The following is a 21,372-nucleotide window of genomic DNA, read 5'->3' as shown; positions in this document are numbered from 1 at the left end:
AATCCTATGGGAAAGCGCTTACCCGAGCAAGCGATGGATGCGAAACCGGCCTCCGCGGGTGGGCGGGGGCCGGGTTTGGGGGGTTGGCGCGGGTGGCGGATGCGCGGTTCGGCGCCGCGAAGCGGGGGCGGTCGGGCCGGTTAGGCGGGGCCGGATGCGCGCGGTTCGGCGCCACAGGGTCAGGCCGGTCGGGCGGCGCGGTTAGGCGCCGCGGGGCGGGGCCGGATGCCCCCCCGGGGTCGACGCCGCGGGGCGGTGCCGGTCAGGCGCAGCTAGGCACTGCGGGGCGGGGTGCTCTCGCGGATCACGACCGACGTGTTCGCCGCGAGGGCGACGGGGGCGCGCTCGGGGTCGTCTTGCATCGCGACCTTGACCGCGCGGTAGCCCATGTCGTCGAGCGGCACGACGACCGTGGTGAGGGTCGGCGTGACGTCTCGGGCGGTGTCGATGTCGTCGAAGCCGGCGACCGAAACGTCGCGGCCGGGCAGCTTGCCGTGGTCACGCAGGGCGGTCATGGCGCCGATCGCCATCACGTCGCTCGTCGCGAAGATGGTGTCGACGTCGGGCATCCGCGAGAGCAGCTTGCGGGCGCCGGCGTAGCCGCCGTCGCGGCTGAACTCGGCCTCGACGTGGTGGTCGCCGCCGAACTCGATGCCCGCCTCGGCGAGTCCCTCGATGAAGCCCTCGACGCGGTCGACGTTGGTAACAAGGCGGCGCGGGCCCGAGACGATGCCGAACCGCGTGCCGCCGAGCTTCACGAGTGCGAGCGCGAGGTCCTTCGCACCCTGACGGTTCGAGAGCTCAACGACGTCGAACGGCGGGTGGTGCTGCGAAATGAGCACAACCTTGCCGCCGGTCGCGATGTAGTCGCTGAGGTGCTGGTCGAGCGCCGACTGGCTCGCCGCATCCGTCGTGCGCGAGCCGGTGAGAATGATCGCCTTTGGCCGCTGCGTGCGCAGCGTGCGCACGATCTCGACCTCGGAGCCGGTGTCATGATGGGCCGTCGCGACCGTCACGACCAGGCCTTCTTCGGCCGCGCCGCGCATGACACCGGCGGCGATCGCGCTGAAGTAGGGGTCGGCGATGTCGCTCACGACGACCGCGATCGTCGACGAGGCGCCTTTCGCAACCGCCTGCGCCGAGAGGTTCGGCAGGTAGCCGAGGCGATCTGCGGTTTCCTGCACGCGCGCGCGGATGTCTTCGTTCACGCGCCGAGTGCTGCCGTTGATCGCGCGCGAGGCGGTCGCGATCGACACGCCCGCCTCACGAGCGACATCCCCGAGCGTCACCGGCTGCTTCGCTGCCGCCATGCGTCCCTCCGAATGTTCGTCGTTGTCGGAGTTGATTCTAGCGGGAAACGGCTTTCCGGCTAACCTTGACGCATGCATCGTCGCATCGTCATCTGCCCCGACTCGTTTAAGGGCACCTGCCCCGCCGCCGATGTGGCTGCCGCCATCGTACGGGGCTGGCGCTCGGTGCGGCCCGACGACGAGTGCGTCGCCGCCCCGATGGCCGACGGCGGCGAGGGCACGATCGAGGCGATGGGCTCAGCGAGTGACGGGGCCTCGATTGAGCGGGTGCGCGTGCGCGGGCCACTTGGCGCGCCGGTCGACGCGCAGGTGCTCCGGCTCGCCGACGACACGTGGGTGGTCGAGCTCGCCGAGACGAGCGGCATCGCCTACCTGCCCGAGGTGACGCGCGCGACGGCCGCCTCGGCCACGACGTTTGGGCTCGGCGAGGCGATTCGCTTCGCCGTGTCGCACGGCGCCAGGCGTGTGCTCGTCGGGCTCGGCAGCAGCGCGTCGACCGACGGAGGGCTCGGGGCGCTGGTGGCATTGGGGGCGCGGGCTGTCGATGCTGCGGGGCGCGAGGTGTCGCCGGGCAACGCGGGGCTGCACGAGCTCGCCTCGGTTGACTTGAGCGGATGTGTCTCGCTGCCGGATGAGCTGCTAGCGCTGACCGATGTTGAGAGTCCGTTGTTGGGTGATGCCGGTGCCGCTGCCGTGTTCGGGCCGCAGAAGGGCGCCTCGGTAGAGGACGTCGCGCGCTTCGACGCGGGCCTTGCGCGCCTCGCCGAGCTGCTCGACGCCGACCGGGATGCGCCGGGCGCGGGCGCCGCCGGCGGAACCGGCTTCGGCCTGCTCGCGCTCGGGGCGCGCATCCGCCCCGGAGCCGTCGAGATCGCGCGAACGATCGGGCTCGCCGACGCCATCGCCGGCGCCGACTTCGTGCTGACCGGCGAGGGCAGCTTCGACACGCAGTCGCTCGCGGGCAAGGTGCCGTCGATCGTGTTCGGCATGGCCGACGCGGCGGGCGTCCCGGCGGGCGTGATTGCGGGCCGCGTGACCCCGGATGCGCTTCAGTTGCGCCGCGCGACGGGCGAGGTCGAGGCCTGGTCGCTCACCGAGCTGGCCGGCGGCGCGGATGCAGCGATGCGGGACACCGAGCGCTGGCTCGAGGCCGCGGGGGCGCGGGCCGCGGAGTCGTTCGAGCGGGTTGGTGCGGGCCAGTCTAGCCGCTGAGCGCTGAGCTGCCGTGCTGCCGACCTATGTCGGTGGCTCGTGATCTCGTGAAGTCAGTCGCCCGATCACCCGCTATCGGCCGCGGCCGAGCAATGTCGGAGGCCCGTGATGGAGTGGAACTCATCCCCCCCCCAGAACTCCTCCGATTCCAGCGACGCTGATGCATGTCGGTGGCTCGTGATGAGCTAACTGCGATCCCCAGAATTCCTCCGATTCCAAGACCGCCGATACATGTCGGTGGCTCGTGATCAAGTAGAACCAGTCCCCCGAACTCCCCCGATTTCCCGCACCACTGGCCATGTCGGTGGCTCGTGGTGAAGTGGAACCAGTCCCCCAGCACTCCCCCTGAATTCCGTCGCCGACTCGTCCTTGCCCACACCCTCGTGGTCAGGAAAATCCCAGCAAAAAGACTCGCACCCTGGTTCACGTTTTGGGCCGCTCGTGCGTCTCCAAGGCAACAACGAAGAGCTCCACCAGACCCGGCACGCTGACGAACAGTTTTGAGGAGGTGACACCCATGGCATCCACCCGGCACCGACCCGACGGCACCACCCCCGACCCCGAATACGACGACCTCACCGAACGCACCAGGCGTTTCACCACCGGTTATCTCGACTACAACCAGCAGCGCCGCCACGCCGACGTCGGCGAGATCCGCATGCTGGCGGTCGCCTACGACATCGCCGCCGAACACACCCGCCGCGACACCACCGCGGGCGCGCACCTCATCTCCGACGAACACCGCCTCCACTCCCACCTCCGATCCATCGTCGGCACCGCCGGCATCCGCACCAATGACAGCGACCTCACCCTCGCCAACCGCGCCCGCGACGCCCACCGCCTCACCACCGCCTTCCCTGCCTGGATGACCGCGCTCGACGACGGCACCGTCACCCTCCGCCACGCCACCGCGCTGCTGCGCTACGCGAACAAGGTCAACGACGACCGACGCGATGACTACGGCACGAAGGTCCTCGACTACGCGGCGACGCACACGCCAGGGCAGACCGACACCTACGCCAAGAAACTCGCGGCACGCCTCAACGCCGCCGACTTCGAAACCGCATTCGAACGCGCCTACGATGACCGCGCGGTCACCATCCAAGACCTCGACGACGGCATGTCGATCCTCTCCGCGACCATCCCAACCGTCGCCGCACACGCGGGCTACGACCTGCTCAGCAAACAAGCTACCCAGCTGCGCGACGACCACCACGATGACGCCAAAGCGCACCGCGCCCGCGTCCGCGAGGCGCAAGCAGCCGGGGAGGAACTCTCCCCGGAGGATGCCGCGTTCATTGACGATCCGCGCACCGTCGCACAGCTCCGCGCCGATGTGTTCATCGAGACGCTCCTCACCTCGACGCCGCAAAGCATCCTCGAATCCGTCGCGAAGGGGAAACCCCGCGTGCAGGCGACGGTGAGCATCATCGTCCCGATCACCACGCTGCTCGACCCAGATGCGCCGCGCGATATCGCGACCATCGACGGGATGGAACCCATCAGCGCGTTCGAAGCCCGCCAAATCGCGGGCACCGTGACCTGCTTCGACCGCATCCTCACCGACCCGATCACCGGGCACGTGCTCACCGTCGATACCCGCACCGCGACCCCGCAAATGCGGAAGTTCTTGCAAGCCCGCGACCACACCTGCCGGTTCCCCGGCTGCCGCCGCCCCGCGCACCGCAGCGACCTCGACCACACAGTGCCCTGGGCCGCTGGCGGCGCGACCAGCGTCGACAACCAAGCCCATTTGTGTCGGCGACATCACACCCAGAAACACCAACACCCGTGGAGAGTGCGGCACCACGGCGGCGGCGTCCTCGAATGGACTTCCCCGACCAGCGACGTGTTCATCACCCGACCCGAACCACCGGGGCCGATCTTCAAGCCCACCGACGGACTCGCCTACGACCCCGCCGTCGATCCCGCACCCTTCTGATAGGGGAGAACTCTGCCTACCGACATGGGCGAGGACCGCTGGCTGAGCAGACGAGCACTGCAGCAAGCCAACGCCAAACCCGCCCACGGACGCAGATGGAGTCCGTGGGCGGGTATGGCGTGCCGACGGCCTATACGAGCAGCGTCAGCGGGTTCTCGACTCGGCGCTTGAAGGCGGCGAGCCAGGTGGCGGCGAGGGCACCATCCATAACGCGGTGGTCGGCCGAGAGGGTGACGGTCATGACGGTGGCCGACTCGATTCCGGAGTCGGTCACCACGGGGCGCGGCGAGGCGGTGCCCACGGCGAGGATGCCCGAGTGCGGCGGGTTGATGATCGCCGCGAACTCCTCGACCCCATACATGCCGAGGTTCGACACCGAGAAGCTGCCGCCCTCGAGCTCGTGCTGTCGCAGCTTGCCGTCGCGCGCACGCCCCGCGAGCTCGCGGATCGTCGCGCTCAACGCGCTGATGCTCAGCTGCTCGACGCCGCGCACGACGGGCGTGAGCAGGCCTGCATCGATCGAGACCGCCACGGCGATGTCGACCGAGTCGAAGCGCTCGGTCGCGTCGTCGGTCCAGATCGCATTCGCCTCCGGAACCTCGACGAGTGCCCCCGCGACCGCCTTCATGATGAAGTCGTTCACCGAAATCTTCGTCTCGGTGTTCGCGGCATTCACGTGCTTGCGCAGCTCGAGCAGCGCATCGACCCGCACGTCGGCCTTGAGGTAATAGTGCGGCACCGTCGTCTTGCTCTCGGTAAGCCGCCGCGCAATCGCACGCCGCATGCCGGTGTGTGGGATGCGCGTCACGCCCTCGCGCTCGGGTGCAGGCGTCGGCGCGGGTGCAGACGTAGATGCAGATGCAGATGCAGATGCAGATGCAGATGCAGATGCAGATACCGCAGTATCAGTCGACACAGGAGCTGCAGTCGCCGAAGCCGACTCAACATCACGCCGAACGATTCGTCCGCCAGGACCAGTGCCGGTAAGCGCTGCGATGTCGAGGCCGCGTTCCCGCGCGAGACGACGCGCGATTGGGCTCGCGAACCGACGGATGTGGTCGCCCGGGTCGGCGGCTGAAGCAGGCGTCTCTGCTTGCGACACGTCGCCAGCCGAGCAGCTTGTTCCCGTCTCGCACGAGGCCCCCGGAGTCCCCGAGCCCGCAGGTGCAGCAGGTGCAGCAGGTGCAGCAGGTGCAGCAGGTGCAGCGAGCGTAGCAGAATCCGCAGGCGCTGAAGTAACCGCGGGAGTTGAGGTGTCAGCCACATAGCCACCAGCCGGAGCCGCGGCAGGTGCGGGCACAGTCGCAGAGCCACCGAAGTCGGCGCCGTTGCCAGAGCCAGAGCCAGAGCCAGAACCGGAACCCGCGGCCCCGGAGCGCGCCGTGTCGTCGGCCTGCGCGCCAGCCGCGCCAGCACTGCCAGCCGCCGCGAGCGCATCCGCCGCCGACTCGCCGTCGCCCGCCAACACGGCGATGGGGGTACCAACATCCACGGTGTCGCCGATCTCGGCGAGAAAGCCCGCGACGGTGCCGCCCTCTTCGACGGCGTACTCGATGGTGGCCTTGTCGGTCTCGATGTCGGCGATCGGGTCGCCGGGGGCGAGCGTGTCGCCGACCGACACCATCCAGCCGGCAATCGCGGCCGACTCGGTGCCGGCGGAAATCTCGGGCATGCGGATGAGCACAGGCATTAGTTCGTCCCTCCGAATCCCGCGCACACGCGTTCGAGGCCAGCGACGACCTCTTCGGTTCGCGCGATCGCGGCACGCTCGAGCACCTTCGAGATGCTCGGGCTCGCTTCCTGGCCAGTGACGCGCTGCACGGGCTGGTCGAGGTAGTCAAAGAACCGGCGCTGAATCTCGTCGGCAAGCCAGCCGCCGTACGAGGTGCCCTCGCTGCCCTGCTCAACAATCAGCACGGCGTTGGTCTTGCGCACGCTCTCGCCGATGGTGTCCCAGTCGATCGAGGCGCGGTCGAGCCAGCGCAGGTCGATGAGCTCGCCGTCGATGCCAGTCTGCTCGATCGCCTCGAGCGAGTGATCGACCATCGAGAGGTAACTAATGACGGTCACGTCCTCGCCCGCTCGGCGCACGGCGGCGCGGCCCGGCGGCAACACATAGTCGAGGTCACCCTCGGGTACCCGGTCGGACTTCGCATACAGGTCAACGTGTTCGATGACGAGCACCGGATCCTCGAGCGCGAGCGCGGCGTTCATGAGGCCGACGTAATCGGCGGCGTTCGACGGCGCCACGATGCGCCACCCGGGCGAGGTCGCAAAGATACCCGCCGGGTCCATGAGGTGCTGCGAGCCATAGCCCGAGCCCATCGCGACCTTGGTGCGCAGCACGAGCGGCATCGACGAGTCGCCGCCGAACATGTGCCGCGCCTTGCCGATCTGGTTAAACACCTGGTCGGCAGCGACCCACATGAAGTCGGGGTACATGAACTCGACGACGGGGCGCAGCCGTCCATCGAGCGCGGCGCCGCCGCCAAGGCCAGCGAACGCGTTCTCGGAGATCGGGGTGCCGAGCACGCGCTCAGGCCAGCGCTTCGCGAGCCCCTTCGTCGCGCCGTTCGTTCCGCCGCTGAGCCGGTGCACGTCTTCGCCGAGCACGACGATGCGCTCGTCCTGCTCCATTCGACGCTCCATGGTCTGCGCGACGGCGTCGACGAACTTCACGTCGCGCCACTCGCCAGCATGCGCTGCGGGTTCGGCGACGGTCAGCCCGTCGAGCTCGCTCGCGTCGCCGCGCACGCCGACGTTCACAAAGTCGGTCTCGGGCCAGAGTTCGGGGCGGATGCGGTTGCGGCCAGCCTTGTCGGGGTGGGCTTCGATCAACTCGGCCGCCACGTCGTTCATCGCCGCCTGCGCATCCGCGCGCACCTGCGCAACCTCGGCGTCGGTGATGAGGCCAAGCGCGACCATCTCGCTCGCGACCTTCGTCAGCGGGTCGCGCTCGCGCCACTCGCGCTCCTCGTCCTTGCTGCGATAGCCGAAGGCGCTGCCCGGGTACGGGCCGTTCTGGTGGAAAAAGCGGTAGACCTCGGCCTCGACCACGACGGGGCCGTTGCCGGCGCGCATGTGCTCGATCGCCTCCTCCATCGCGAGGTGCACGGCCAGCGGGTCCATGCCGTCGACGCGCCAGCCGGGCACCGAGAAGCCTTGGCCGCGGATCGACAGCCGGGTGTCCTTCGTGATCTCCGACACGTGCGTCGAGACCCCGTACAAGTTGTTTTCGATGAAGAACCCAACCGGCAGCTCCCATGCGGCGGCGAGGTTCATCGACTCGAGGATCGAGCCGATCTGGCTCGCGCCGTCGCCAAAGTAGTTCACGGTGACGTCGCTCGTGCCCGCACGCTTCTGCGCGAACGCGTTGCCCGCGGCGAACGGGGCGCCGCCGCCGACGATCGCGTTCGTGCCGAGCGCGCCCGCCTCGAACCACTGCAGGTGCATCGAGCCACCACGGCCGCGACAGTACCCCTGCGCCAGCCCGAGAATCTCGGCGAGCGTGCGCTGCAGCACGGTGCGCACCTCCCCAGACACGAGCGCCCGCGGGTCGATCTCGCCGCCCGACACGTGGGTGAGGGCCTTGGCAAGAAACTGGTGGTGCCCGCGGTGCGAGCCGCTCACCCCATCCGCCGAGCGCATGCCGACGATCGAGCCGACCGCGCCGCCCTCCTGGCCGATGCTCGAGTGCGCGGGGCCGTGCACGAGCCCCTCACCGGCGAGCTCGAGCACCTTCTCTTCAAAGGCGCGGATGAGGTGCAGTTGGCTCAGCATGGTGCCGAGCAGTTTCGGGTCGGCCCGCTTCCAGTCAGCCGTGGTGGTGCTCAGTTGTACCCACGGGACATTGGTTTCCAATTGGCGACGACGCGGCATCAGTATCTCCATTGATCGGCGGTTTGCCGGGTTGCGTGTAACACCACCACCCTAGATTGAATCCAATCCGCGCGCAATATCCAGATATTTCCGCGATTTTCCGCCCTATTGCCGCCAATCTGGCTAGAGTTGGATCCAGAAAGGACTACCAATGGCGCTTCCTGGCATGCACGGTACCGACCACATCGGCATCACCGTGCCCGATCTCGACGAGGCCGAAGATTTCTTCGTCCGCGTCCTCGGCGGCACGCTCATTTACACGCTCGGCGGCAAGCGCGCCGACGACGACTGGATGCTGCGGCAGATCGGCGTGCACCCGCGCACGGTGATCGAGGAGATCCGCTTCATTCGCCTCGGCAACGGCAGCAACATCGAACTGTTCAAGTACGACGCCGCCGATGGCCAGCGCCCGCAGCCGAGCAACAGCGACATCGGCGGCCACCACCTCGCGATCTACGTCGACGAGCTCGACGCCGCGGTCGCCTACTTGCGCGCAGAGGGCATCGAAGTGATGGGCGAGCCCGTCGCGAGCGCCGAGGCCGCCGCCGGGCAGCGCTGGGTCTATTTCCGCAGCCCATGGGGCATGCAGTTTGAACTCGTCAGCTTCCCCGGCGGCAAGGCCTACGAGCGCGATGCCGCGGTCAGGCTCTGGCACCCGGCCGACTAGAGCAGGCGCCGCACCGCGAACGGCCCGAGGTCGAACCGCCACCCGTCGACGCCCGGCTCACGCCCGTCCACCAGGTCAGTCACAATCTGCCCGGTGAGCGGCCCGAGCGAGAGGCCGTGCATGTTGTGCCCCGCCGCGACGATCACCTCGTCGCGCCCTGGCAGCCGGCCGAGCAGCGGCAGGCCGTCGGAGGTCATCGGGCGCGGGCCCATCCACTCGTCGGTGCGCGCCTCCCAGTCGGCGCCCGCGATCACCTGCGACGCGAAGCCGGCGAGCACGTCGAAGCGGTCGGCGTTCGTGCGCTCGGGCATGCCGTCGAACTCCATCATGCCGACGATGCGCAGGCGGTCGTGCATCGGAATCGCGACGCAGTGCAGGTCCATCGAGTGCACGAGCGTCGCCGGCATCTGCTCGACCGGCACCGTGAAGCTATAACCCTTGCCCGCGGTGACGGATGCGGCGCAGAAGATGCCCGAGCGGCGCAGCAGGCCGGTGGTCCAGGGCCCCGAGGCGAGCACGACTCGATCGCCGCGCACCTCGACCTCGCGCGCATCCTCATCTCGGCAGACGACGGATGCACCCGAGCCGAGCCGTACGGCCTCGAGGCCCGTGCGCACCTCGGCACCGAGCGCCTCGACCCGCGCGATCAGACTGGCCACGAACGTCACCGGGTCAAGCGAAAACTCGCCCGGCAGCATGAAGCCGTACTCGGTCTCTGGGGTGAGCGCGGGCTCGGCGGCCCGCAGCGCGGCGCCCGAGAGCGGCTCGCCCGGTGCCTCGGCCCAGCCCCGCGCGGCGCGGTCGGCGTAGAGCGCATGCGCCGCAAGCAGCGTCGGCTCGTCGCGCGCGGTCATGAGGTAGCCGGAGCCGCCACCCGAGGTGTCGACCCCATCGGCAGCCATCGCCTCGAGGCTCGGCAGCATGTGCGGCAGGAACTGCGCGAGCGCGGCGTCGCCCTTCGCTCGCTGCTGCGGCAGCGACGAGGCGAGGAATCCGAGGCCGAAGCCTGCGAGCTGCGGCAGCTTGAGCGGCGCAATAGAGAGGTACGAGTTCGTCGAGAACAATCCCGAGACGATATCGCGCGCCGTGTTGCTCGAGGCGAGCGGCGCGACCATCTGGGGCGTCAGCTCGCCCGCATTGCCGGTCGCCGCGCCGGCGCCGAGGTGGCTGCGCTCGACGATCGTCACGCGATGCCCGGCCCGCAGCAGCCAGTAGCTCGTGCAGAGCCCGATGAGTCCGCCGCCAACGACCACCACGTGCCGCGTCATCGCGACGCCTCCGCATACTCGAGCACCTGCTGCGCGAACGCGAGCACGAGCTTGCGCGACGCCTCGGTGTTCTCATCGTTCACGGCCATCGCGGCCGCCGCGAGCGCGGCCTTGTCGAAGCCCTTGCGGCCGAGCGCCGACTCGTCCCACTTCGCGACGCGCTCGGCGCCGACCTCGGGGTGAAACTGCAGGCCCCACATGCGCGGCCCGACCCGAAACGCCTGGTTCGCAACGTCGGCGGATGCGGCAAGATGCACCGCGGTCGGCGGTAACTGGGTGATCTGGTCGACGTGGTTCTCAATCATGTGCGCGCCCTCGCCGAGCACGCCGAGCACCGGGTCCTCGCGGCCCTCGGGCGTCGTCTCGATGAGCACGGCGCCGCTCTCGGGCGTGCCGTATTCGGCGCGCACCTCACCCCCGGTCACCTTCGCGATGACCTGGCCCCCGAGGCAGATGCCGAGTGTCGGCACCTCGCGCTCGAGAGCGGATGCGGTGAGCGCGCGCTCAGTCGGCAGCCACGGCGCCTCGTCGTCGGCATCGGGCATGAGGCCGCCGCCGAGCAGCACCAGGCCGTCGTAGCCATCGAGCTCGCCCGGCAGGCCCTCCTCGCCGATGCGCTCATCAACCTCGAGCCCCGCCTCGGCGAGCCATTCGCCGAGGCGGCGCGGCCCCGACTGCGACGAGTTCGTCACCACCAGCACCTTCGGGGTCATCGCCCAACCTCCGAGATAAAGGCCCGGTAGTCGTCGTCGGATGCCTCGAGCACCCGCAGCACATTCTCGGTGCCGAGGCCGCGCAGCTCCTGCTCGCTCCAGCCCCGAGTCTCAAGCTCCTCGAACAGCGCCGGATAGCCGCCGACGTCCTCGAGCCCGACGGGCATGTCAGCCGAGCCGTCGAAGTCGCCGCCGAGGCCGACGGCGTGCACGCCCGCCACCTCACGGAAGTGGTCGACGTGGTCGGCGGCGTGCTTCACCGTCACCGGCTCTTCGGTCGTGAGGAACGAGGGCACGAACGTCACCATCGCGACCCCGTCGCGCGCGCCAATCTCGGCGAGCACGTCGTCGGGCACGTTCCGCGGGTGGTCGTTGATGCCAATCGCGCCCGAGTGGCTCACCATCGGCGGACGCTGCGTCACCTCGAGCGCAGCCCGCATCGTCGACGGCGCGACGTGCGAGAGGTCGACGAGCATGCCGATGCGGTTCATCTCGCGCACCACCTCGCGGCCGAAGTCGGTGAGGCCGCCGTGGCGCGCCTCGTCGGTGGCCGAGTCTGCCCAGTCGATCGTGCGCGACCAGGTCAGCGTCATGTAGCGCGCCCCGAGCCGCGCATAGTTGCGCAGCACCGCGAGCGAGCCGTGAATCTGCGCGCCGCCCTCGACGCCGAGCAGCGAGGCGATCTTGCCGTCAGCGATCGCGGCGCGCGCCTCGGCGGCGGTCGGCGTGAACGCGAGCCGCTCGGGGTAGTCGTGGATGAGTCGGCGCACGAAGTCGATCTGCTCGAGCGTCGCGACGACCTGGTCGGCCCCGGCCACCTTGTCGGGGTTCACCCACACCGACCAGAACTGGCCCGCGACGCCGCCCGCCTGCAGCCGCGGATAGTCGGTCTGCGTCGTCGCGATCGGGCCCTCGAACGGCTCGGTCGAGTACGCGAACTGCTTGCGGCACTCCCACGCGAAGTCGTTGTGACCGTCGAAGACCTGGTATTTCGGGCTCATACTTCCTCTGCTTCCGGGATGCGCGCCGCGGCGGAATCCCACACTCGCTTGGCCAGTTCGGTAATGCGATCGGCCCGCACCTCGTAGCCGAGGCCGGGCGCGGTCGGCACCGCGACGGCGCCGCCGTGCGCGGCGACCGTTGGTTGGATGATGTCTTCCTCGTAGTACTTGTCGCTGCCCGAGACATCAGAGGGCAGTGAGAAGTTCGGCAGTGACGACACGGCGACGTTCGCAGCGCGACCGATGCCGAACTCGTGCATCCCGCCGCACCACACCGGCACGCCGAGTTCGCTCGCGCGGTCGTGCGCCCGGCGCGCCTGCGTGAGCCCGCCCATCCGCGACACCTTGATGTTGAGGATGCGCCCGGCGTCGAGCCGCACCATCGTCTCGAGATCGTCAAGCTGCACGACCGACTCGTCGAGGCAGATCGGCGTCGCGATGCGTCGCTGCAGCTGCTGATGCGCGAGAAAGTCGCGCACGCCGAAGGGCTGCTCAATCATCGTGAGCGCGCTCGCGTCGAGCCGCTCGAACAGCTCGGCAACCTCATCGCTCCAGTCGTACGCGCCGTTCGCGTCGACGTGCAGGTCGAGGTGCGGATGCGCGGCCCGCACCGCCGTGACGGGTTCCAAATCCCAGCCGGGCGCGATCTTCAGCTTGACGCGCGAGTACCCGGCGTCGAGCTGCCGCTGCACCTGCTCGAGCAGGGCGTCAATCGACGGTTCGATACCGAGCGAGACGCCGGCCTGCACGACCTCGCGGGTGCCGCCGAGCACCGAGGCGAGTGAGCGGCCCTGGTACTGCGCGAATAGATCCCACGCCGCGCCAACGAAGCCGGCCTTCGCAAACTCGTGGCCACGCACCTTCGCCCACGCGGCCTCGAGCTCTTTGGGATGCTCCCACTCGCGATCGAGCACGGCGGGCACGAGGAACTCGGGCGCGACGAGCCAGGCAGTGCCGGTCGTCTCAGCGCCAAAGAAGGGGTCCTGCGGCGTCGCGATCTCGCCCCAGCCAACCGCACCGTCGGCGCTCGTGGCTTCGACGAGCGCGTGCGTGATCGCGCTCTTGCGGTGCGAACTCGTCTCAAAGCTGCGGCGCAGCGGCAGCGAGACCTCGAAGAGGCGGATGCGGTCAATTCTCACTTAGCGCCTCCTCATCGGGTTCGTAGAGCCCGAGCTCCTGGGCGAGCCGGTCGCGCTCGGTGAGCCGACGGCGGGCCCCCTTCGCGCTCGCCGAGATGAGCGTGCTGAGCAGGTGCGCCACGGCGACGACCGGCGTGGGGCTGTCGGCGTACGAGGCAGAGCCGGTGTCGACGATGATCACGACGTTCGCGAGGTCGACAAGCGGCGCCGACTCACTGTCGGTGATGCAGATGAGCTGGCCCCCGGCCTCGTGGAAGAGTCGCCCGAGCCGGATCACTTCGGCGCTGTAGCGGCGCATCGCGAAGACGATGAGCACGTCGGTCTCGCGCACATCGGTGAGCGCCACGATCGGGGTGAGCGCGCGGCCCTCGATGAGGTGGATGTTCGAAAGTGTCGCCGAGAGGTCGGTCGCGAGCAGCAGCGCGTAGGCAGCGCTTTTGCCCTCGCCTGCAATGAAGCGCCGCCGCGCGCCGAGCATGACGGCGGCGGCCTGCTGCGCCGCCCCGCTCTCGTCGAGGCGCGCGTAGGTGTCCGCGAGGGCGCGGGTGTCGCTCGTGACGACGCGCTCCTGCATCGTCGCGGCGCTCAGGTTCTTGCGCACGCGATTGCCGAAGCGGTCGCGTGGCGAGACGAGGCTGCGGTTGAGGTCTTCTTCGCTCATGCCCGGCCCCCTGGTTCTCGCGGCACCGCGAGGTACACCGAGGTGTCTTCGGAGACCACGAGGCAATCCACGAGCACATTGCCGGCCCGCAGCAGTCCGTCGAGGGATGCGCGCACCCGGCTGGCGACTCGCTCGCGTTCGGTCGAGCCCAGCGGCGGCGTATGGCGCGGCACGCCGATCCAGGCGCGCTCCTCGTCGCGGACGATCGCACCCCAGTCCGCGGTCGTCAGCATCGGGGCCGGACTGGCCCCACGCGCCGTCGAACCAGTGAGGTCCCACTCGACCATGACGCGGTCGGTGTCGGCCCGGTCGTAGTAGTCGGGGTGAAAGCCGAGCCCGACCGCACCGAGGGTGTTGAGGTTGAAGTGGCCGTTGCGCGCGACGAGCGGGTCGAAGGCCCAGCGCATCCGCTCGTGCCCCCACTCGAGCGCGACATCACGCTGCAGCAGCTTGAGCCGGCGCCCGATGCCGCGGCCCTGGTATTCGGGCGCCACGACGGCCGCCTGCGAGTAGTGAAAGTCGACGCGATCGCGGTCGCGCCCCGCGAAGCCATAGGCAAAGCCCACGATGCGGTCATCGTCGTAGACGCCGACGGCCGAGCCACCGTTGCGAATCATCGCCTGCACAAGAAGGGGATTCAGGTTGACCCGCTTTGGCTCGTACCGAAACACCCGGGTGTAGAGCTCGGCGGCCTCGTGCAACTCGTCGGCACCAGCCAGGCGCCGCCCCACGAGTGACGACTGATGCGCCATCATACGTCTCCTATAGTTCCCCGTCGTGCAGAGTTGATCGTGAGCATATAGCGCCATTGCGTCGCTCACAAGGGAAGGATACGTTTCCTAACATGCGTGATTCCGAACCCTTAGCACTGCTGCATCGCCTCGTGCACATCGAATCACCGTCGAACGACACCGCCGCGAGCGCGCGGCTGGCCGAACTGCTCGCCGTCGAGTTCGAGTCCTGCGGCGCCACCGTCGCGACTGAGGTAACCCCGGCGGGTACGAACCTGCGCGCCGAGCTCGCAGGCGAGGGCGCCCCGGTACTCCTGGTCGGCCACCTCGACACCGTATGGCCCGTCGGCACGCTCGCGGGCGAGGTGCCGTGGCGAGTCGACGGCGACGTCGTGCACGGCCCCGGCGTCTTCGACATGAAGTCGGGCATTGTCGTCATGGTGCACGCGCTGCGCGCCCTGCGCGGACTGCCGCATCGGGCCGTGCGCATCGCCCTCGTGTGCGATGAGGAGGTCGGGTCGCCGAACTCGCGCGACTTCGTGCTGCGCTGCGCCGAGGGCGCGTCCGCGGCCATCGGCTTCGAGTCACCGCACCCCGACGGCGCTCTGAAGATTGGGCGCCGCGGCAGCTGCCGGTTGCGCCTCGAGGTCACCGGCCGCGCATCCCATGCCGCCCTCGACCCCGAGGCCGGCGTCTCGGCCATCGACGAGCTCATCGACCAGCTGTTGCGCGTGCGCGCCATCACGAGCGACCCGGGCCTCTCGAGCCCCGTGCTCTGCAATGTGGGCACGGTGCACGGCGGCGGGCGCGCAAACGTGATCCCCGATGCGGCACACGCGGAGCTCGGGCTCCGCTTCGCCGATGCCGAGTCGGAGGCGCGGGTGCTCGACCACCTCGCCGCGCTCGCGCCCATCCGCCCCGGCGCGACCCTGCGCGTCACTCGCCTCAGCCAGCGCCCAACCTGGCAGCCGAGCCCCGGCGACGAGGCGCTCGCCCGTGAACTCGGCCTTGCGGGGCGCCCCGCCGCCGGCGGCGGCGACACGAACTTCCTCGGCGCGGCAGGCATCCCGACAGTCGACGGGCTCGGACCGCGCGGCGCCGGCGCTCACGCCACCACCGAGCACGCGAGCCTCGCATCCCTCAACGAGCGAATCGTTCAATTGCAGCAATTCCTGCAAATTCGGTGATTCCCACCCGCGGTTCCGCGACAGCACGTGCCAAGATGCGTTACGCATCCTGCATCAATGAGCGCGCATGAATATGGGAAATCGCGAGCATCTCGCGGATTCCAATCGCATTTGGGTTCAGGATACGTAACGGATCTATTGACCGCTGGTAATCCGCCGGTAATAATCAAGTGCAACCGCGGGTCAAGGGTGAACGCGCGGCTGAAAGGATCCACGATGCGAACCAAACATCGACCACTGGCATTTCGCACCGCGGCCGCGTTAACCGCCGCTGCAGTCGGGCTCACGCTCTCACCGGCAGGGCCCGTCACGGCTGCGCCATCCGAATCCGCGGCCAGCGCCACCACGATGCGCATTGCCACCTCCGGCTTCATCGACTCGTTCAACCCGTTCACGTCGATCTACCTCACGCCCACGAACGCGCTGCGGTACATGTACGAGAACCTCGTGCAGTACAGCGCCGAAGACGGCTCACCGACCGGTGGCCTCGCCGAATCGTGGGAGACCGAGGAGGACGGCGCTCGCTGGGTCTACAAGATCCGCGAGGGCATGACGTGGTCCGACGGGGAGCCGATCACGGCCGAGGACGTCAAGTGGACCTACGACCAGATGATGAACGACGACCTCATGGGCACCGCCAACGGCAGCCTCGTGAGCAACTTCGAATCGGTTGAGGCCCCCGACGACACGACCCTGATCATCAACCTCAACGAGCCGCAAGCGCCCGTGCCCGGCCAGGAGATCCCGGTCGTGCCGGAGCACGTCTGGAGCGAGATCGACAACCCGTCGGAGTACGCGAACGACAGCGACGTAGTCGGCTCGGGCCCGTACATCCTCGAGAGCTACTCCGCGAACGAGGGCTTCGTGCTCAAGGCGAACCCGGACTTCTGGCGCGGCGCCCCGAGCATCGATAAGCTCCAGTACGTTTACTACACCGACAGCGACGCGTCGATTCAGGCGCTGCGCGCCGGTGACATCGACTTCATCTCGGGCCTCACGCCGCAGCAGTTCAGCGCGCTTGAGGGCGAGGAAGGCATCACGACGAGCTCCGGCGAGGGCCGCCGCTACACGTCCATCGCCATCAACCCGGGGCAGGTCACCCGTGACGGCGAGGCCTACGGCAACTCGAGCCCCGCGCTCGCCGACGTCGAGGTGCGCCAGGCGATCCGCAAGGGCATCGACAGCCAGGCATTGCTCGACAACGTCATGGACGGCCAGGGCGTGCATGCCACGAGCTTCGTGCCCGCGAGCTACGAGACCTGGATGCTGCCCGAGGACGACCCCTCGATCATGGAGTTCGACCCCGAGGCCGCGCGCACGCAGCTTGACGAGGCCGGCTGGACCGAGGGCGCCGACGGCATTCGTGAGAAGGACGGGGAAAAGCTCACGCTGACCCTGCAGATCGACGGTTCCAACCCGACCGAGCAGGCGCTCTCGGAGTACATCCAGCCGTGGATGACTGACATCGGCATCGACCTCAAGGTTGAGGCCACCGACAGCGACACCCTCTCGGCGAACACCACCGCGGGGAACTACGACATGTACTTCTCTGGATGGTCGCTCGGCCCCGACCCCGACTACCAGCTCAGCATCAACACCTGCGCCAACCTGCCCACCGACACCGAGGGCAACGGCGGCACGACGCAGGACGGCTACTGCGATGAGGAGTTCGACTCGCTCTACGAGCAGCAGCGCACCGAGCTCGACCATGATGCTCGCGTCGAGCTCGTGCACGAGATGCTCGCGATGAACTACACCGCTTCGGTGCAGGTCGCGCTCTACTACCCGAACCAGCTCGAGGCCTACCGCTCGGACCGCTTCGAGAACTTCACGAAGATGCCGACCGACAACGGCATCATCGCGAACCAGTCCGGCTACTGGGGCTTCATGGACGTGACTCCGGTGGGCGAGAGCGGTTCGGGCGGCGGTTCGCAGACCGGCCTGTGGATCGTCATCGGCGGTGTCGTGGTGGTTGCCGCGATCGTCGTCGTGGTGATGATCTCGCGCCGCAAGAAGTCCGCCGACATCGAGTAACAACGCCGAAGCGAGCCGACATGTCGAATGCAGTACCACCGTCAACATCCGCTATTCAAACCACCGCGCAGGCGGAGGAACCGCAACGCGATTCCTCGTTCTGGCGCTACCTCGGCGCCAAGCTTGGCGGTGCGGCGATCAGCCTCGTGATGGTGGTACTGCTCGGCTTCTTCGCCTTTAAGCTGCTCCCGGGCGACCCTGTCGCCAAGATCGCCCGGGAGCGGCCCATGTCAGCCGAGCAGATCGAGACGCTGCGCGAGCAGTACGGCCTGAACAAGCCGCTGTTCCAGCAGTTCTTCGACTTCATTGGCAATGTCTTCACCCTCAACTTCGGCGAGAGCTACGTCTACCGCCGACCGGTGTCGGAGCTCATTGCCCAGTACTTCTGGCCGACGATCCTCCTCACCGGCACCGCCGCCATCATCGCGATCGCGCTCGGCCTCTGGCTCGGGCAGCGCGCGGCCTGGCGCCACGGCGGCACGTTCGACAAGATCGCCTCGGGCATCTCGCTCGTGTTCTGGTCGGTGCCGACCTTCTGGCTCGGCCTGCTGCTGCTCATGGTCTTCGGCGGTACCCTGCGCTGGTTCCCGACCGGCGGCATGCGCTCGCCCGGGGCACCCACTGATCCGCTCGGGCTCACGCTCGACGTCATCTCGCACATGGTGTTGCCGGTGCTCACGATGGTTGCGGTGGTGTTCGCCCAATACCTCATGGTCATGCGCTCCTCGCTCATCGAGGAGATGAACGCCGACTACCTCACGACCGCTCGCGCAAAGGGACTGCGCGAGGACCTCGTGCGCAAGCGCCACGCCGTGCCGAACGCGCTGCTGCCCACCGTAACGCTCGTGTTCATGCACATCGGCGGCCTCATCGCCGGCGCCGTGACGGTCGAGACGGTCTTCTCGTGGCCCGGTCTCGGCAAGCTCACCTTCGAGGCCATCCAGGGCCCCGACCTCCCGCTGCTGCAGGGCACCTTCGTCGTGTTCTCGGGCATCATCATCGTCATGAATCTGCTGGCCGACCTCATCTACCGCCAGCTCGACCCCCGAGTGAGGCGCGCATGACCACCACGGCAACCCGCTCTCCCGGCCAGATGGCCCGGGCCCGACAGTGGAAATCGTTCTCGCAGTTCTGCCGCGACTTCTCGGCCTACAAGGCCGGCATGTTCGGCTTCGTGTTCCTCGTCATCGTCGGCGCCATCGCCCTCATCGCGCCGATCATTGCGCCCGACTGGATGCTCGACGTCACGAAGATCGGCACCCCCGACCGCTTCGCGCCGCCTTCGGGCGAGCACCTGCTCGGCACCGACAATCAGGGCCGCGAGCTCTGGGTGCGCATGGTCTGGGGCGCACGCTCCTCGCTCGCCGTCGGCATCGCCGCAACCGCGATGTCGATGATCATCGGCACGATCGTCGGCATGGCCGCGGGCCACTTCCGGGGCTGGTTCGGCGGACTGATGATGCGCATTATCGACTTCTTCCTCGTGCTGCCCTCGCTGATCCTCGCGATCGTGCTTTCGTCGGTGCTTGAGCGCGGTACGCTCACGATCATCATCGCGATCGGCCTCACCTCGTGGGCCGGCACCGCCCGCGTCGTGCGCGCCCAGACCCTCGCCGTCGAGTCGCGCGACTACATCGAACGCTCGCGCGCACTCGGCGCCGGCCACTGGCACCTCATGCTGAAGCACCTGCTGCCGGGCGTGCTGCCGCTCGTGCTCGCGAACACCACCCTCACGATCGGCTCGGCGATCATCGCCGAATCGACCCTCGCGTTCCTTGGCCTCGGCGACCCTCTCACGCAGTCGTGGGGCACGATCCTCAAGAACGCGACCGACGCATCCAGCGCCTCGAACGGCTACTGGTGGTACATCCTCATCCCCGGCCTCGCGATCGTGCTCGTCGTGCTCGCGTTCACGCTGATCGGCCGCGCCGTAGAGAACATCCTCAACCCGACGCTAAGGAAGCGCTGATGCCCGACCTGCTGTTTGAAGACGTCTCGATCGTCTACCGCACCTCGGGCCGCAACGACCGCGGCGAGGTGCACGCGGTGAAGAATGTGACCCTCGAACTCCCCGCCGGCTCGACCCTCGGCATCGCGGGCGAGTCAGGCTCGGGCAAGTCGACGCTCGTCATGAGCGTGCTGCGGCTGCTGCCGAAGACCTCGAAGCTCACGGGCCGCGTGCTCATCGGCAACACCGACCTTGCCGACCTCAACTTCGGCCAGCTGCGCGCGCTGCGCTGGGCAGAGGCATCGATCATCTTCCAGGGCGCGATGCACTCGCTCAACCCGGTGCGCACCGTCGGCCAGCAAATCATCGAGGCACTCGAGCTGCACCTCTCCGACTCCTGGAAGACCGAGTCGGCGCGCAAGCGGCGTGTCGCCCAATTGCTCGCCGACGTCGACCTGCCGGCCGAGCGCGCGCAGTCCTACCCACACGAGCTCTCGGGTGGGCAGCGGCAGCGCGTCATGATCGCGATGGCGCTCGCCTGCGAGCCCGACATCATCATCGCCGACGAGCCGACGACGGCCCTCGATGTGATCGTGCAGGAACAGATCCTCACGATGATCTCGAACCTCGTCGCTGAGCGCGGCATCTCGCTGCTCATGATCAGCCACGATCTCTCGGTGCTCGCGACCGCCTGCGAGCGCATCGCGGTGATGCGCGGTGGCGAGCTCATTGAGGTCGGCCCGTCGCAGCAGATCTGCCTCGAGCCGCGTGAGCCGTACACCCGCAAGCTCGCGAGCGCCTTCCCCACCATCGGCGACCCCAACTCGCGCCTGCGGCCGGTGACCCGGCACGCTGATGCCGACGAGCCGGCGGATGCGGGGGTCGCCGACGATGCGCCGCTGCTGCTCGACGCGAAGAACGTCGGCGTCACCTACCGCTCCGGCGGTCGGCTCGTGCGTGCCGTGCGCGACGTCGACCTGCAGGTGCGCCGCGGTGAGATCCTCGCGCTTGTCGGCCAATCGGGCTCGGGCAAGTCGTCGCTTGCCCGCACGCTCATCGGGCTGCAGCCCGCCGACGCCGGGTCGAGCATCCAGTTCAACGGGGCACCCCTGCCCACGCGCGGCCGGGCGCTGCGCGCGTTCCACAACCAGGTGCAGCTCGTGCTGCAAGACCCCTCTGCCGCGCTCAACCCGAAGATGAGCGTCTACGAGTCGGTCGCCGAGGGCCTGCGCATCCAGCGCTTCGTCGGCGACGAGATGGAGCGCGTGCGCCAGAGCCTCATTGACGCCGAGCTTTCGCCGCCCGAGCAGTTCTTCAACGCGATTCCTCAGGAGCTCTCGGGCGGGCAGCGCCAGCGCGTCGTCATCGCGGGCGCCCTCGCGCTCGGACCCGAGATGCTCATCGCTGACGAGCCGGTCGCGTCGCTCGACGCCTCCGTGCGCGGCGAGATCCTCGGCCTGCTGCTCTCGTTGCGGCGGCGCCTCGGGCTCGCGGCGCTCGTGATCACCCACGACCTCGGGCTTGCCTGGAACATCGCCGACACGGTCGCCGTCATGTACCACGGCGAGATCGTCGAGCACGGGCCGACCGAGCAGGTGCTGCTCGACCCGCAGCACGAGTACACGCAGACGCTGCTCAATGCCGCCCCGAGCATCCGCCCCGTGGCCGACGAGGTGTAGC

17 protein-coding genes are annotated in these 21,372 nt (G+C 68.6%); 8 read left to right on the top strand and 9 right to left on the bottom strand.

Going from position 1 to position 21,372, the window contains the following annotated elements; genetic code table 11:
• Positions 1-272 precede the first annotated feature (272 nt).
• Entirely contained in the window at positions 273-1,310 is a 1,038-nt protein-coding gene (locus EJL01_RS10240; protein ID WP_125107558.1) for a LacI family DNA-binding transcriptional regulator, read from the bottom strand.
• Between the two features lie 72 nt (positions 1,311-1,382).
• Between EJL01_RS10240 and EJL01_RS10235 the strand changes: the two genes are divergently transcribed.
• On the top strand, positions 1,383-2,522 hold the full coding sequence (locus EJL01_RS10235) for a glycerate kinase (protein ID WP_125107557.1): 1,140 nt from the start codon (positions 1,383-1,385) through the stop codon (positions 2,520-2,522).
• A gap of 517 nt (positions 2,523-3,039) precedes the next feature.
• Entirely contained in the window at positions 3,040-4,464 is a 1,425-nt protein-coding gene (locus EJL01_RS13365; RefSeq protein WP_125107556.1) for an HNH endonuclease signature motif containing protein, read from the top strand.
• 130 nt (positions 4,465-4,594) lie between these two features.
• On the opposite strand, the gene EJL01_RS10225 is transcribed toward EJL01_RS13365, so the two are convergent.
• Both EJL01_RS10225 and EJL01_RS10220 read right to left on the bottom strand, forming a co-directional pair.
• On the bottom strand, positions 4,595-6,154 hold the full coding sequence (locus EJL01_RS10225; RefSeq protein WP_125107555.1) for a dihydrolipoamide acetyltransferase family protein: 1,560 nt from the start codon (positions 6,152-6,154) through the stop codon (positions 4,595-4,597).
• A complete protein-coding gene (locus tag EJL01_RS10220; protein WP_125107554.1) occupies positions 6,154-8,343 on the bottom strand; it encodes an alpha-ketoacid dehydrogenase subunit alpha/beta in 2,190 nt (729 codons plus the stop codon). The genes EJL01_RS10225 and EJL01_RS10220 overlap by 1 nt, the downstream gene beginning before the upstream one ends.
• A 151-nt stretch (positions 8,344-8,494) precedes the next feature.
• Between EJL01_RS10220 and EJL01_RS10215 the strand changes: the two genes are divergently transcribed.
• Positions 8,495-9,010, top strand: a complete 516-nt coding sequence (locus tag EJL01_RS10215) for a VOC family protein (protein WP_125107553.1) — start codon at positions 8,495-8,497, stop codon at positions 9,008-9,010.
• On the opposite strand, the gene EJL01_RS10210 is transcribed toward EJL01_RS10215, so the two are convergent.
• Genes EJL01_RS10210 through EJL01_RS10185 form a run of 6 tightly spaced genes read right to left on the bottom strand, consistent with a single transcriptional unit; the run spans position 9,007 to position 14,544 of the window.
• Entirely contained in the window at positions 9,007-10,278 is a 1,272-nt protein-coding gene (locus EJL01_RS10210) for an NAD(P)/FAD-dependent oxidoreductase (RefSeq protein WP_125107552.1), read from the bottom strand. The two genes, EJL01_RS10215 and EJL01_RS10210, sit on opposite strands and share 4 nt — an antisense overlap.
• Positions 10,275-10,991: a type 1 glutamine amidotransferase gene (locus EJL01_RS10205; RefSeq protein ID WP_125107551.1), complete on the bottom strand. Its 717-nt coding sequence runs from the start codon at positions 10,989-10,991 to the stop codon at positions 10,275-10,277. Before EJL01_RS10205 ends, EJL01_RS10210 begins: the two co-directional genes overlap by 4 nt.
• Complete coding sequence (locus EJL01_RS10200) at positions 10,988-11,992, bottom strand: dipeptidase (RefSeq protein WP_125107550.1); 1,005 nt, start codon at positions 11,990-11,992, stop codon at positions 10,988-10,990. The genes EJL01_RS10205 and EJL01_RS10200 overlap by 4 nt, the downstream gene beginning before the upstream one ends.
• Entirely contained in the window at positions 11,989-13,131 is a 1,143-nt protein-coding gene (menC, locus tag EJL01_RS10195) for an o-succinylbenzoate synthase (RefSeq protein ID WP_125107549.1), read from the bottom strand. Before menC ends, EJL01_RS10200 begins: the two co-directional genes overlap by 4 nt.
• A complete protein-coding gene (locus tag EJL01_RS10190) occupies positions 13,121-13,792 on the bottom strand; it encodes a MurR/RpiR family transcriptional regulator (RefSeq protein WP_125107548.1) in 672 nt (223 codons plus the stop codon). The genes menC and EJL01_RS10190 overlap by 11 nt, the downstream gene beginning before the upstream one ends.
• On the bottom strand, positions 13,789-14,544 hold the full coding sequence (locus EJL01_RS10185) for a GNAT family N-acetyltransferase (protein WP_164509797.1): 756 nt from the start codon (positions 14,542-14,544) through the stop codon (positions 13,789-13,791). Before EJL01_RS10185 ends, EJL01_RS10190 begins: the two co-directional genes overlap by 4 nt.
• Positions 14,545-14,636: 92 nt before the next feature.
• On the opposite strand from EJL01_RS10185, the gene EJL01_RS10180 reads away from it, so the two are divergent.
• From EJL01_RS10180 to EJL01_RS10160, 5 genes are all read left to right on the top strand, one after another.
• Entirely contained in the window at positions 14,637-15,710 is a 1,074-nt protein-coding gene (locus EJL01_RS10180) for a M20/M25/M40 family metallo-hydrolase (protein ID WP_125107546.1), read from the top strand.
• Between the two features lie 348 nt (positions 15,711-16,058).
• Entirely contained in the window at positions 16,059-17,744 is a 1,686-nt protein-coding gene (locus EJL01_RS10175) for an ABC transporter substrate-binding protein (RefSeq protein WP_241209199.1), read from the top strand.
• A 20-nt stretch (positions 17,745-17,764) separates the two neighbouring features.
• Entirely contained in the window at positions 17,765-18,808 is a 1,044-nt protein-coding gene (locus EJL01_RS10170) for an ABC transporter permease (RefSeq protein ID WP_125107544.1), read from the top strand.
• Positions 18,805-19,713: an ABC transporter permease gene (locus tag EJL01_RS10165; RefSeq protein ID WP_206427730.1), complete on the top strand. Its 909-nt coding sequence runs from the start codon at positions 18,805-18,807 to the stop codon at positions 19,711-19,713. Before EJL01_RS10170 ends, EJL01_RS10165 begins: the two co-directional genes overlap by 4 nt.
• Positions 19,713-21,371, top strand: coding sequence for an ATP-binding cassette domain-containing protein (locus EJL01_RS10160; protein WP_125107543.1), 1,659 nt, complete (start codon positions 19,713-19,715; stop codon positions 21,369-21,371). The genes EJL01_RS10165 and EJL01_RS10160 overlap by 1 nt, the downstream gene beginning before the upstream one ends.
• The last annotated feature ends 1 nt before the right edge of the window (position 21,372 follow it).

It is taken from the genome of Gulosibacter massiliensis (genome assembly GCF_900626105.1).
Taxonomy (GTDB): domain Bacteria; phylum Actinomycetota; class Actinomycetes; order Actinomycetales; family Microbacteriaceae; genus Gulosibacter; species Gulosibacter sediminis.
Note: the sequence above shows the minus strand (reverse complement) of the source record. Positions and strands in the feature narration are given on the sequence as shown.

Coding starts and splice junctions, on each gene's coding strand:
- EJL01_RS10215 (WP_125107553.1), top strand. CDS start 8,495: ATGGCGCTTCCTGGCATGCACGGTACCGACCACATCGGCATCACCGTG.
- EJL01_RS10175 (WP_241209199.1), top strand. CDS start 16,059: ATGCGCATTGCCACCTCCGGCTTCATCGACTCGTTCAACCCGTTCACG.
- EJL01_RS10160 (WP_125107543.1), top strand. CDS start 19,713: ATGCCCGACCTGCTGTTTGAAGACGTCTCGATCGTCTACCGCACCTCG.
- EJL01_RS10180 (WP_125107546.1), top strand. CDS start 14,637: ATGCGTGATTCCGAACCCTTAGCACTGCTGCATCGCCTCGTGCACATC.
- EJL01_RS10225 (WP_125107555.1), bottom strand. CDS start 6,154: ATGCCTGTGCTCATCCGCATGCCCGAGATTTCCGCCGGCACCGAGTCG.
- EJL01_RS10210 (WP_125107552.1), bottom strand. CDS start 10,278: ATGACGCGGCACGTGGTGGTCGTTGGCGGCGGACTCATCGGGCTCTGC.
- EJL01_RS10235 (WP_125107557.1), top strand. CDS start 1,383: ATGCATCGTCGCATCGTCATCTGCCCCGACTCGTTTAAGGGCACCTGC.
- EJL01_RS10205 (WP_125107551.1), bottom strand. CDS start 10,991: ATGACCCCGAAGGTGCTGGTGGTGACGAACTCGTCGCAGTCGGGGCCG.
- EJL01_RS10240 (WP_125107558.1), bottom strand. CDS start 1,310: ATGGCGGCAGCGAAGCAGCCGGTGACGCTCGGGGATGTCGCTCGTGAG.
- EJL01_RS10185 (WP_164509797.1), bottom strand. CDS start 14,544: ATGGCGCATCAGTCGTCACTCGTGGGGCGGCGCCTGGCTGGTGCCGAC.
- EJL01_RS10220 (WP_125107554.1), bottom strand. CDS start 8,343: ATGCCGCGTCGTCGCCAATTGGAAACCAATGTCCCGTGGGTACAACTG.
- EJL01_RS10170 (WP_125107544.1), top strand. CDS start 17,765: ATGTCGAATGCAGTACCACCGTCAACATCCGCTATTCAAACCACCGCG.
- EJL01_RS10190 (WP_125107548.1), bottom strand. CDS start 13,792: ATGAGCGAAGAAGACCTCAACCGCAGCCTCGTCTCGCCACGCGACCGC.
- EJL01_RS13365 (WP_125107556.1), top strand. CDS start 3,040: ATGGCATCCACCCGGCACCGACCCGACGGCACCACCCCCGACCCCGAA.
- EJL01_RS10200 (WP_125107550.1), bottom strand. CDS start 11,992: ATGAGCCCGAAATACCAGGTCTTCGACGGTCACAACGACTTCGCGTGG.
- EJL01_RS10165 (WP_206427730.1), top strand. CDS start 18,805: ATGACCACCACGGCAACCCGCTCTCCCGGCCAGATGGCCCGGGCCCGA.